The organism is Bifidobacterium mongoliense DSM 21395 (assembly GCF_000741285.1).
GTDB lineage: Bacteria > Actinomycetota > Actinomycetes > Actinomycetales > Bifidobacteriaceae > Bifidobacterium > Bifidobacterium mongoliense.
In genome coordinates this window covers 50,640-62,788 of the sequence record NZ_JGZE01000008.1, presented here as the reverse complement: position 1 = coordinate 62,788, position 12,149 = coordinate 50,640, and the positions used below count along the sequence as shown (strand labels likewise).

11 protein-coding genes are annotated in these 12,149 nt (G+C 63.6%); 5 read left to right on the top strand and 6 right to left on the bottom strand.

The window, feature by feature from the left end:
• Positions 1-88 precede the first annotated feature (88 nt).
• The gene (locus BMON_RS03645) at positions 89-1,432 is read right to left on the bottom strand and encodes a class E sortase (protein ID WP_237745314.1); all 1,344 of its coding nucleotides are present in this window, start codon (positions 1,430-1,432) and stop codon (positions 89-91) included.
• A 21-nt stretch (positions 1,433-1,453) separates the two neighbouring features.
• Positions 1,454-2,227, bottom strand: a complete 774-nt coding sequence (locus BMON_RS03640; protein ID WP_033512948.1) for a DUF881 domain-containing protein — start codon at positions 2,225-2,227, stop codon at positions 1,454-1,456.
• Positions 2,228-2,312: 85 nt separating this feature from the next.
• On the opposite strand from BMON_RS03640, the gene crgA reads away from it, so the two are divergent.
• Entirely contained in the window at positions 2,313-2,750 is a 438-nt protein-coding gene (gene crgA / locus BMON_RS03635) for a cell division protein CrgA (RefSeq protein WP_033512950.1), read from the top strand.
• Positions 2,751-3,241: 491 nt separating this feature from the next.
• Here the strand turns inward: crgA and BMON_RS03630 are convergent, their stop codons facing one another.
• A complete protein-coding gene (locus BMON_RS03630) occupies positions 3,242-3,958 on the bottom strand; it encodes a rhomboid family intramembrane serine protease (RefSeq protein WP_033512952.1) in 717 nt (238 codons plus the stop codon).
• 163 nt (positions 3,959-4,121) lie between these two features.
• Between BMON_RS03630 and BMON_RS03625 the strand changes: the two genes are divergently transcribed.
• Both BMON_RS03625 and BMON_RS09875 read left to right on the top strand, forming a co-directional pair.
• A complete protein-coding gene (locus BMON_RS03625) occupies positions 4,122-4,358 on the top strand; it encodes a hypothetical protein (protein ID WP_033512954.1) in 237 nt (78 codons plus the stop codon).
• A 365-nt stretch (positions 4,359-4,723) separates the two neighbouring features.
• Complete coding sequence (locus BMON_RS09875; RefSeq protein ID WP_156098618.1) at positions 4,724-4,870, top strand: hypothetical protein; 147 nt, start codon at positions 4,724-4,726, stop codon at positions 4,868-4,870.
• Positions 4,871-5,302: 432 nt separating this feature from the next.
• Here the strand turns inward: BMON_RS09875 and BMON_RS03620 are convergent, their stop codons facing one another.
• On the bottom strand, positions 5,303-7,765 hold the full coding sequence (locus tag BMON_RS03620; protein WP_033512956.1) for a glycogen/starch/alpha-glucan phosphorylase: 2,463 nt from the start codon (positions 7,763-7,765) through the stop codon (positions 5,303-5,305).
• A gap of 217 nt (positions 7,766-7,982) precedes the next feature.
• Between BMON_RS03620 and BMON_RS03615 the strand changes: the two genes are divergently transcribed.
• Complete coding sequence (locus BMON_RS03615; protein WP_033512958.1) at positions 7,983-8,402, top strand: sterol carrier family protein; 420 nt, start codon at positions 7,983-7,985, stop codon at positions 8,400-8,402.
• A gap of 71 nt (positions 8,403-8,473) precedes the next feature.
• On the opposite strand, the gene BMON_RS03610 is transcribed toward BMON_RS03615, so the two are convergent.
• A complete protein-coding gene (locus BMON_RS03610; protein ID WP_033512959.1) occupies positions 8,474-8,833 on the bottom strand; it encodes a DUF3073 domain-containing protein in 360 nt (119 codons plus the stop codon).
• A gap of 141 nt (positions 8,834-8,974) precedes the next feature.
• Here BMON_RS03610 and trpS point away from each other — a divergent pair, with 141 nt between their 5' ends.
• Positions 8,975-10,066, top strand: coding sequence for a tryptophan--tRNA ligase (trpS, locus tag BMON_RS03605; RefSeq protein ID WP_033512960.1), 1,092 nt, complete (start codon positions 8,975-8,977; stop codon positions 10,064-10,066).
• Between the two features lie 9 nt (positions 10,067-10,075).
• Here the strand turns inward: trpS and BMON_RS03600 are convergent, their stop codons facing one another.
• Positions 10,076-11,797: a threonine/serine exporter family protein gene (locus tag BMON_RS03600; RefSeq protein ID WP_051917862.1), complete on the bottom strand. Its 1,722-nt coding sequence runs from the start codon at positions 11,795-11,797 to the stop codon at positions 10,076-10,078.
• Positions 11,798-12,149: the final 352 nt, after the last annotated feature.

Genomic DNA, 12,149 nt, shown 5'->3' with positions numbered 1-12,149 from the left:
CAGCTTATCCCGCGGCGATGGCTGCGCCGGGCGGTGCGCCATCATACGGTCACGATGTCACACCATCACCATGGCGCACCACAATCCCCTACACCGTCACGAAGCCCGATATCGAACGTAGATACGGAATCGTCGTCGCGGCCCATGGGAACCCCCATTGCAACAATGCGGCGGCGGAAACGACCAGCAGGATCAACAGCAGCAGGAAGCGCACCGGAGCCACGCCGGGCTGCAGACGCAGAATCGAGCCGTAGATGCTGGCGGCGGGCCTGCGAACTCGTCCTTCGCGAATGGCGCGGCGTGCCGGCCAGCGCCAGGCGGCTGCGGCGGCGATGAACAGCACGAGATAGCACAGCAACGCCACCTGCATGACCGGGACCAGCGATGACAACTTCGACATCGGCGACTGGGTCTGGTTGTTCACGAACCGCACGGCACCGGAACCGTCGGTGGCGGACAGCTCCTTGGGGATCCCGTCCGAGCCCTTCGCCCAGTAGGCGAGCTCGCCGTGGCTGATCCAGCGGTGGGTCGGCGTGGAATATTTGGGCTCACAGGTGGTCAAGGTGATCATGCGCGCCGTAGGCTGCTGCCCCGGGTGTTCGGGATTCGGTGCGATAACGTCGACCTGTTCGGGAAGCACGATCTTGTTGGTCGTATAGCGATAGACGTACCAGTAGTCCTTCGTGCGCAGCACGATGGGATCGCCGCTCTGGAGTTTGTCGACATCGCCCAACGGCTGGCCATACCCGTTGCGGTGGCCGGCGATGGCCATGTTGCCCAATTGCCCGGGCATCTGGGTGTCGGGGTAGTGCCCCATCCCATGCTTGTTGAGTTCCTCGGCCCCGGTTCCCTGAACGACGGTGCGTCGCCACTGATCGCCGAAGCGCGGCACATAAATCTGCGCGATGAGGTCGCCGTCGAACGCCTGCTGCGGCTGCACCGGCGGGTCGCCCTGTTGCGGTGCGGCGATCTTCGCCTGACCGCCCTGCGCCGGATCAGACCAACCCACTGATTGCAATTGCTGTTGTTGCAGGTGCTCCGACTGCACGCCGGTCCACCACATCTGCCATGCGATATACAGCCCGCAGATCGCCGCAAGAGTCAGCAACAGCTCGGCGAACACGCCCAGCAACTGCCATCCGAAGCCGGTTTTCGTATGCCCGTACCGCGGACCGTTCGGTGAATCGGCCTGCTGGTCATCACGCGGTCCGTCGTCCACGCCATGGGCGGTGTCGACATGGATCGGAGCGAAGTCCGACACCGCCGAGAGATCGCCTTCGAACGATCGGCGCACCGGCCCACGGCCGAAGCTCGACGAACCCGCCTCCCTCGGCGTGCGTGCGCCCGGAGCGCCGGCGGGGCCGTTCGCGTCCCCCCGACGCACCCGTCCGCGCGTCATCGGCGCCCGTATCGGCACCGGAATCCGTACCATCACCCATGCGATCGTGATCTGTCATTTCCCGGACTCCCCTGTGCTCTTGTCATGAGTGCCGTTCCCGTGATTCACCGTCGCATAGCGCAACGGTTGCAGCACCGCCGCCTGCGGGAACTCCAGGTTCTTCGTCTCGACCTTCCAGCCCAGCCCAAAAGCGCGCACATACTGCTTATAGGTACTGATAGCCTTCGATTTGTCGATCGCGGCGAGCATGTCATCGGTGTTGCCGATGGCCGAAACGGTGTAGGGAGGGGAATACTTCTTGCCCTGGAGCGTGAGGATGTTGCCGGTGCAGATAACCGCCGAATTGAACAGCACCCGTTGGTCCTGGATCATCATCACCTCGGCGCCCCCATGCCACAGCGCGTTGACGACGGCCTCGATGTCCTGCTGATGAATCACATAGTCATTGATGTTCACGGCGGAACCCGAATCGCTCACGGCCTGCTCCCACAAGGGCGAGTCGTCGAGCGTGATGCTCACACCCGGCCCGCGGACACCGGGCAGCACGGTCCCCGAACCGGCGTCATCCGATGAATCCGAGGAACCCGAATCGGTGATCTTGTTGAGTGCGTTGATCTGGGAGCTTAAGTCGTTGACGTCCTTCTGCAGTCCGTTGACCGTGGCGACGCGCTGCTCGACGAGCTGCGCGGTGTCGGAGGTGACGGTGGTCGTGCGATTCACCCGTACGTTGGTCATGAGCAGATACCCGGTGAGCGCAACCACGACGAATACGGCGGCATCGCCCAACTTGGAGCGTTGCACGCCGTGCTTTCCCGTGCGTTTCACCATAATCGCCACATTTCCTCGCCGATTGCCGCGGTTTCGAGTCTACCCACTAGTATGATTTCTAGCCTATCGAATGGAGACTACGCTTATGGCTGACGAAGAGCTGCACAACACCAGCGCAACTGGCTCACAGGGCCAACAGGATTGGCAGGCCGACACCAAGGACGAGGGGTCTGCGGAGGGCACCGACGCCACCGATAAGGACGATCTCGCCCTCCCCATGGATAAGATCGAAGCCGTACTCAACGCCAAGGGCAGCACCGCGTCAATGACGCCGCAGATGCGCCGCGTCGCACAGCGTCAGCAGGAGAACACCCGGCGTGTCGAGGAGAGCATCAAGGGCACCAAGGCCAACCCCTCCTGGTTCGTCCCGCTGTTCTGCACCCTCATGCTGCTGGGCTTGGTGTGGGCCGTCGTGTACTACCTGACCAACGATTATCCGATCCCCAATATCGGCGCCTGGAACCTGGCCATCGCCTTCGCGATCATCATGGCCGGCTTCCTCATGACCATGTGGTGGCGCTGAACCACACACCCTTCGGTGCCGCCGTCATCCGTTCGATGATGGTGGCGTAGCTCGGGCCCGTCGCGGATATCGCTCCATGCAGCGGTAGGCGGCGGGCTTTGTCATACCCGAATGTTGAATCCGACCTTCACATCGCCCTGCTTCCATGACACGGTTTCCATGCCCCAGCTCCATAACCCAGTGTCCATAGCCCAGCTGCCGAGAGGCCTAACCGCCGGGTAGACCGATCACCGAGAGGCCCGACCACTAACGAGAGGCCCGACCACTAAGCAGACCGACCACTCATCCACACCAACGGGGTCCATGGTGCACAACCTCGGCCGATTGGCCGTACACCGCCTCAACCCTTGCAATCATTGACTTCTGTGAAACAACGGTGGATATCACCCCCCGGTTATCCACCGTCCGTACCCCGTCATCCCCACGTTATCCACATTCTTATCCACCATTGTGGAAAACTACACCCGTGTAATTCCGTCGTATCGTTCCGGTTACAGCCCGATGCCGAAGGGCGGCGCACACAGCACCACGACGGCAAGCACCACCACCGTGACGATCGACGCATAGCACCACATCCGCCAGGCGAGGGAGCGGCGCCGCAACGCCGGTACACCGTCGACCAACAGCCACGTGAGCGCCCCGCCGATGAGGAAACCGCCCACGTGGGCCTGCCATGCGACGTTCGGGATGAGCACCGGCAAGGCGAAGTTGATGGCCATCCAGATCAGCATGGGCCGCATGTCGCCGCCGGTGGCCCGATGGACGACGAGCATGGCCGCGAACAGACCGAAGATGGCCCCCGAGGCGCCATACGCGGACGAGAACCAGGCACCGGTCACCCGAGCCCAGACCACCAGCCCGGCCGCACCGCCGAGACCTGAGATGAGGTACAGCGCCAGGAACCGCCAATGCCCCATGAGGCGCTCCAACAGCGGCCCGATGGACCATAGCGCCAGCATGTTGAATCCGACGTGCATGAGATTGGGGGCGTGCAGGAACATGGCGGTCAACCAGGTCCAGGGCCTGACCACCGCGGTGAACGGCACGAAGATACCGGAACCGACGAACCGTTGAAACCCGGCGGGCGCCACAAAGCCGAGCAGCATCTCCACCATCCAGAGCGCCACGCAGAGGATCATGACGATCTTGGTGATGACGGGGCCGCCCTGCCGCCACTCGTTGGCCCACACACGTCGCGTACGATTCATGCCCTTTACTCTAACAACCCGTGACACCGACCACGGCGCGCCTACGGCCGAGATTGGACGGCACCGCCCTGCGAGTTTCCACCCAATCGACACAAAACCATGGCTAGGATAGGAACGGAAGTGACTTGGACGAGCAAGTCATCATCAACGGGAAGGAGCCGTCATGGAGAACAAGTCTTCTAACGGTTGGAAGTTCTTCGCACTGCTCTTCGGAGCACTGCTCGCGGTCCTGGGAGGCCTCTACATCTACAAGCAGCAGAACCCCGATTACGATCCGTGGGAGGAGCCTTGGGAGAACAGCTCATCGCCGGTCGACCTGGGTCTGTCCAAGAAGGCCAAGTCCGAGGAATCGGATGCTCCGGCCGAGGATGAGGACGAAGAAGCGGCCGACGAGGCCTGATCAGCCTCCCCATGACGGGCACGGCATTCCATACAGCATATGACCACACAGCATATGGCGCATCACACGTTGCGCCATATGCTGTGTCATAATGTGCCGCGCATGGCACGCCGCGACCGCCCTGATGCCATGTCGGCACAGCATCGGCAACCACCGCGTGGCGCATGACACGTGTGATGCCGCCCGTGCACGCCGCCTGTGCACGCCGCCCGTGCCATGCGATGTATGAACCCCCAACGCAACACGGTGAACCGCACCTCCACGCATTGCACTGATTATTCCAGCCCGACACATGGAGTGCGGTTCACTCATGCGGCGTGGCCCTCGTGCGACGCGTTAGCCGCGTTAGCTGCGATGCGTCAGCTATGTCCGGCCCGGCTTTCTCCGACGCCGAAGCCAACGCCGTGGACGACCTGACTGCCTGGCCGTCCACGTCCGCCCCATCCCCTGCCGACGCTGAAACCGAGGCCGAAACCGCATCCACAGTCATCGGCGGCATCGAACCGGAATGACATTGCACCGGATCCGGGCGCACCGATCACGTTGTGTAGCACTTTTCAAACGGCCCGGAAAAGCGGCAAACCCAAAACGGCCACATACCGCCAATCCGCAGGAACGGGACGAGGCCGGGGCCGGCGATCAGCACACAAAAGACTACACAAAGTGAACCAAGGGGTTCCGGGGACGGGTGGCTGAACAAGAAAGACACGATATTCGCCGTTCCCGAGCCTTGCGATACGAACGGAACACCGGTTCCCCGGGCCGAACAGGCATCACGGAGCCTAGGCGTGGCGGTTTCTAGTGGAGGGTTTACGGGCCGCACAAAAACCGTGAACCCCATCCGACGTGTCAACGGGGTCCGGCCCGATAACACTGATGGGGGCCGGCACGAACCCTGCCGACCCCCATCAATTCAGCGGCACATCAGCGCCACCCATGGAATCTCAGTCCATCGGACCGGTCTTCCAGATGTTCGCCAGGTAATCATCGATCGCGCGATCGGAGCTGAAGTAGCCCGAATTGGCGACGTTGAGCAGCGCTTTGCGGTTCCACTCGAGCGGATCGCGGTACAGTGTCTCGATCTCGCCCTGGATATCCATGTAGGCGCTGAAGTCCGCCATGGTCATGAAGTAGTCCTTATTCAACCAGTCGGAGGTCAGCGGCTTGTACACGCCGCGGTCACCATCGGAGAACGTGCCGTCGGAGACCATGTCGACGGCCTGCTTGAGCCGAGGATCGGCATCGTAGTAGGAGGACGGCTGATAGCCCTTGTCGTAGAGGGCCTCCACCTCGTCGACGGTCATGCCGAAGAGGAAGAAGTTCTCCGGGCCCACGAGCTCGCGGATCTCCACGTTCGCACCGTCCAGGGTGCCCACGGTCAGGGCGCCGTTGAGCGCGAACTTCATATTGCCCGTGCCGGAAGCCTCCTTGCCGGCCTGCGAGATCTGCTCGTCGAGGTCGGTGGCGGGGATGAGGTGCTCGGCCAGACGGATGTTGTAGTTCCAGGGGTAATAGACCGACAGCCTGCCCTTGACGTCCGGATCGGCGTTGATGACCCGGGCCACGTTGTTGATGAGCCGGATGGTCAGCTTGGCCATGCGATAGCCGGGGGCGGCCTTGGCGCCGAAGACCACGGTGCGCGGCACGATGTCCTCGGCGGCGACGCGACCGCTCTTGATGTCGGCGTACTGCGAGATCACGGCGAGGATCTTGAGGCTCTGCCGCTTGTACTCGTGCAGCCGCTTGACCATGGAGTTGATCATGGTGTTCGGATCGATCTCGAAGCCGTACTCACGGCGCGCATACGCGGCGAAGTCGACCTTGTTGGCCTGCTTGACCTCGGCGAACCGGCGCACGAACGCATCGTCCTTGGCCAGCGGCACGAGCTCCTTGAGCATGTCGAGGTGGGAGACCCAGCGGTCCGTGCCCAGGCCATCGGTGATGAGGTCGGAGAGCCGCGGGTTCGCCAGTTTGACGAAACGACGCGGGGTGACGCCGTTGGTCACGTTCGTGAACTTGTCACCGAACACGTCGGAGAAGTCGCGCAGGGTCACATCCTTGAGCAGTTCGGAATGCAGCGCCGCGACGCCGTTGACGTGCGATCCGCCCGCGGTGGCGAGGTAGGCCATGCGCACCTTGGGCTCCTTGCCGTCGGCGGCGAGGGTCACGATGCGCATGCGGTCGATCTTCTCGGCGTCGTCGGTCAGGGTCTTGAGCTGGGCGACGAAGCGCCTGTCGATCTCCTTGATGATCTCGAGATGGCGTGGCAGCAGCGAGCCGATGAGGCTGGCGGGCCAGACCTCGAGGGCCTCGGGCAGCAGCGTGTGGCAGGTGTAGTTAAAGCAGGCCGTGGTCGTGCGCCAGGCGGTGTCCCAGTCGTAGCCATATTCGTCGATCATGACGCGCATGAGTTCGGGGATGCCGATGACCGGGTGGGTGTCGTTGAGCTGGAAGCAGATCTTGTCCGGCAGCGTGGTGAGGTCCGGGTGCTCCTGGCCGGGGTAGAAGACACGGATGGCGTCGTGGATCGAGGCAGCCGTGAAGAAGTACTGCTGCTCGAGACGCAGCTCCTTGCCCTGAGGCGTGGAATCCTCGGGGTAGAGGATCTTCGAGATGTTCTCCGCCTTCACCTGCGGTTTGACGGCGGCGAGGTATCCGGAACGGTTGAAAGTCAGCAGATCGAACTCGTCGTAGCTGCGGGCGCTCCACAGACGCAGGGTGTTGACCCTGCCGGATTCGTAGCCGGGCACCATGTAGTCGACCGGTACGGCACGCACGCACCAGGCCGGTTCCCAGGTCCTGACGTCGTCCTTGCCGGTAACGACGCCGCCGAAGCCCACACGCTGCGAACGGTTGTAGTCGATGTGTCCCCACGGCTCCTCGTTGGCCAGCCAATAGTCTGGGCGCTCCACCTGGCGGCCTTGCTCGTCGAATTCCTGGCGGAAGATGCCGTAGCGGTACTGGATGCCGTAGCCGAAGGCGGGAACGCCTTTGGACGCGAGTGAGTCGATATAGCAGGCGGCGAGACGACCCAGACCGCCGTTGCCCAGTCCGGGTTCGTATTCGGCGTCGATGACGTCCCGGGCATCGCACCCCAGGGCTTTGACGGCATCATCGAACTGGTCGCTCAGGCCGGCGTTGAGCAGGGCGTTGCGCAACTGCTTGCCCATGAGGAACTCGGCGCTGAAATACCCGACGGCCTTCGTCGAGCCCGTGACCATGTCGTGCTGTGTCGTCATCCAGGCATCCATGAGGTGACGGCGAACGGCCGCTGCCGTGGCGACGTAGACGTCGGCCGCGGTGGCCTGTTCAGGCGTGACGCCCTGGGTGTAACGCAGTTGCTCGCGAATCTCATCCGTGAACGCTGCCGAAGTGATCGAGGCCTTCGGCGCAGTGTATTCGGTCATGCTATGACTCCCTCTTAGACGGCTGCCCGTGTGCATCGCATGCCCCCGGTTCACACTCCACCCCAAGGCAACCACCCGGCTCGCGCAGGCAGCATCATTGCATACGTTGTCAGTCGCAAGCTTATCACGAATCGATGTGATGCCGAAACCTCGCAGCCCCTCTGCCCGGCGCGCGGACCCCTTGGTTTTCCGGGCATCCGGCGGCACAATACATGGTATGGACGCCATACACGAACGCGATATCCCCCGAGGCCTCGCAGCCTTCGACACCTGGAGGACGGCCGGGCTGCGGGCCCGTGCCGCCGGGGTGGGCGACCTGGCCTCACGCCTGTCGATCGAGCCCGAACTGCCCCGACCCGTATGGGCGATGGCGGTGCGGTACGCCCTGTATCTCCTCGAACGCAAGGCCCCGGGCCAAGGTGTGGAGGTGCGGGTGGCGCCGTGGGGGGCCATCAAGATCCTGGACGGCCCCGCCTCGGACCCCCATAACCTCACGCCGCCGGACGTCATCGAGCTCGAACCCGAGGTGTGGATGCGCCTGGCGTGCGGACTGACCACGTGGGCGGAGGAGAAGGAGGCCGGTCATATCAGCGCGGTCGGCGAACGGGACGATCTCAGCGCCCTACTGCCGGTGTGAATGCGGCCCGGCGGCAAACAACAGCCCCAACGTAGGCAAATACGCCCACAACAGCTTCCGGCCGTCGGCCTTCAGTCGTGCTTGGGCTTTTTCAATGCGCTGGGCTTCGGAACCGGCATATGCGGCATGTGCGGCGCCTTGCGCCGCGGCTTGACCACCGGAAGCTCACCGCTTGTCGCCTTCGCCGCGGCCTCGGCCGCCCAGCGGGCATACTCGTCGAGATCCTCCTCGGCAGGCTCCTGTGCGCTTGGTTGCGCCTCTTTGGCGCTTTCGGCCGCATGATCGTCATCGGCAAAGGGGCCGACCGAAGCGGAACCCGGCTCCTGGACGCTCAGCTCTTTGGCCAGCTCGCCGTAATCGGTATCGGTCGTCAAGTACTTGAGCTTACGGGCTATTTTCTTCTGCTTGGCTTTCTGACGTCCGCGGCCCATCTGACCCCCTGATTCATTACATTTGCTTTCAATTCATCACATAAGAGAGTACCACCAGCTCCACGACGTTTCGTTGTCGGCTCAGACTTTTACCATAAAAGCCATATTCCAAGCGTTTCCCAGTGTTCGAAGGACTTTGGCATGACCGATATGCAGCATCTGACCGCGGCGGGCAACGAAATGAGCGACAGCTTCCTCGCCGCGCAGCGGCAGTCCGACAAGACGCTCGCGGCGCTCAAGGCCGATCCCGGGCGCTACACGATGCTCACAGGCGACCGCCCGACGGGCCGCCTGCACCTCGGCCACTACTTCGGTACGATCCGCGAGCGCGTGGCCATGCAGGACCTCGGCGTGAACACCAACATCATCATCGCCGACTACCAGGTCATCACCGACCGCGACACCACCGAGCACATCCAGGACAATGTCCTCAACCTCGTCCTTGAATACCTCGCCGCCGGCATCGATCCGAAACGGACCATGATCTTCACCCATTCCTCGGTCCCCGCCGCCAATCAGCTCATGCTGCCGTTCCTGTCACTGGTGACCGAGGCCGAGCTGCACCGCAACCCCACCGTGAAGTCCGAGATGGAGGCCTCGGGCCACACCCTGACCGGCCTGCTGCTGACCTATCCGGTGCATCAGGCCTGCGACATCCTCTTCTGCAAGGGCAACGTCGTGCCCGTGGGCAAGGACCAGCTGCCCCACATCGAGCAGACGCGCACCATCGCCCGTCGTTTCAACGAACGCTACGCCCCGAAGCACCCGGTCTTCCCGGAGCCCGAGGCCATCCTTTCCGACGCCTCCGAGATCCCGGGTCTGGATGGGCGCAAGATGAGCAAGTCCTATGGCAACTCGATCATACTGGGTGCGACCGCCGAGCAGACGGCCAAGCTCATCAAGAAGAGCCCCACGGATTCGCAGCGCCGCATCACCTTCGACCCCATCGCCCGCCCGCAGGTGTCGGCGCTCCTCACCACGGCCGGCCTGACGACCGGGCGTGACCCCAAGGACATCGCGGAGGAGATCGGCGACGGCGGCGCCGGGGCCCTCAAGGCGTACGTCACCGAGTCGGTGAACACCTACCTGGCGCCCTACCGCGAGCGCCGGGCCGAGTTCGCCAAGGACATGGACGTCGTGCGCGACATCCTGCACGACGGCAACGCCCGTGCCAACGCCATCGCCAACGAGACGCTCGACCAGGTGCGCGACGCGATGGGTATGCGGTACTGAGACGGTGTCTCAGACGTCGTAGCGCCAGCTCTTGTCGGTGATGACGCGCGCCATGGCGAGCCCGATCGGCAGGCAGATGATGACCATGAAGGCGCGGAACGCCCAGTTGAGCGCCAGCAGTGTATCGAACTGGCCGAGATGGAACATGGCCTGGTACATATACAGTCCCGGCACCATGATCACGATCGAGGGCACCGTCAGGCAGATGCGCGGATAGCCCAGATACGGCGGCAGCAACCCCCTGCGCACGGATGAGCGCCAGGCGGAAGCCAATAGCCCCGACAACAGCGCGCCGATGAAGGCCGCCGCCTCGGTGGGCACCCCGAAGTCGACGATGGTGAGCCGCAGGGTGTCGGTGATGGCCCCGATGAACGCGGCGGTCATGCACATGCGTTGCGGCGAATTGAACAGCACGGAGAATCCCCAGACCCCGGCGAAGGCCGCGACGCAGCGCAGCGCCCCGTTGAGCCATGGGTTGAGGCCGAGCGGCGCGAAGCCCTGCGGGTTGAGATGCACGATGACCGCGACCATCCACCCGGCGAACGTGGCCATGAGGATGATGGTCATGGTGTAGCACAGGCGCTGAATGCCGGAGGGGAAGTCGATCTTGGCCATATCCAGCCCGCCTGTGATGAGCGGGAAGCCGGGGATGACGAAGAGCGTGGCGCCGATGTACGCGGTATCGTGCTGCAGCGCGACCGGGTCGACCATACCGATCAGCCGCAGCGTGCCGGTGCACACGAGCGCCGCGATGGCGACGGACACGAAGGTGACGAAGAACTGGTTGAGGTGGTGGGCGAAGAGCCGGCGACGCACCCAGTGGCCGATGAAGGCGCCGAAGAAGGCGCCCAGCATATCGAAGGGGCCGCCGCCGAGCAGGAACACGAAGGATGCGCAGGCCACACCCGAGGCGAATCCGGAGAACAGCGGCTGGTACAACGGCTTGCGTTGCTCGATGAGATCGAGTCGGGCGTGCACCTGGCCGAGCGTGACCCCGCGATGGCCATGGTCCGCGTCGGGCCGCAGGCCGATATGGTCGAAATGCTCGGCGTACTGACCGAGGGGCTTGCGTTCCGAGCGAGGGGTCTTCGCCGACCGGGTCTCGCCTTGCAGCTGGGACTGACCGTCCGGATTCTCCTGCTGCGTGCCCTCCGACTGTGGTGCCGTTGTCTGCGACGGCGATGGCACCACCGGCGTTTGCAGGCTCGCCGTATGCGCTTCATGCGCTTCGCTGGCCTTGCGTGCCTTGGCCTCGGCCGCCGCCCGCAGCACGGACTTGCCGGCCGTGGGGTTGCCCAGCTGCTCCACGAGCTCCTGGGACACGGCGGGCTTGGCATGGTAGACCGAGTTTTCGCCGAGTTTGATGTTGAACCAATCCGCGAAATGCTCGAGCAGCCAGATCCGCTCGGTGTTGACCCCCGTGGAGGGCAGGTCGACCACTTCGGTCACCCGCGCCTTGCCATCGGTGCAGGAGGCCTCGATGTCCGTGAGGTTGACATCGGCCCTGACGTGGACCCCCAGCGGGAAGGCGATGCGGTGCATCATCTCACGGACACGGAAACTGCCTGTGCCCGAACCGAGGTCGAGCATGCCGACGCGGACGATCACGCTGGCCTTGCCGGCGATGCCCGCATCGGCGACCGGCTTGTCCCAGTCGCGCTCGATGTCCTCCATATCCAGCGGTATGGAGTGCGTGTGGTATTGGCTCACCGCCTCGACGCTTTCGTCCATGCTGTGGGTCTCCTGATGACCATGATTCTGGTCCTCCGGCCCCTGCGCGGCCTCATCGGGGTACCTGAATTCCCGGGAATCGTCGTCGGAGGAGCCCTGGGCATGTGGGGACGGCGCCCCCGTGGGAGGAATCTGCGCTGCTGGCTGTCGTTTGATGAAACTCACATCACCAGTACTAGCGCATGCCAAGTATCACAGCGTCTGGTGCCGCACCCATGCCGGGCCCGTACGGAAATGGGACGAAACAGGGCGCTCGACGGCGGCGCATCCCATCGCAGGCGGGGTGAGGCCCACGACCACGACACGCTACGATATGGCGGGATACGGCCCTTATGGACAAGTTGACACGAAT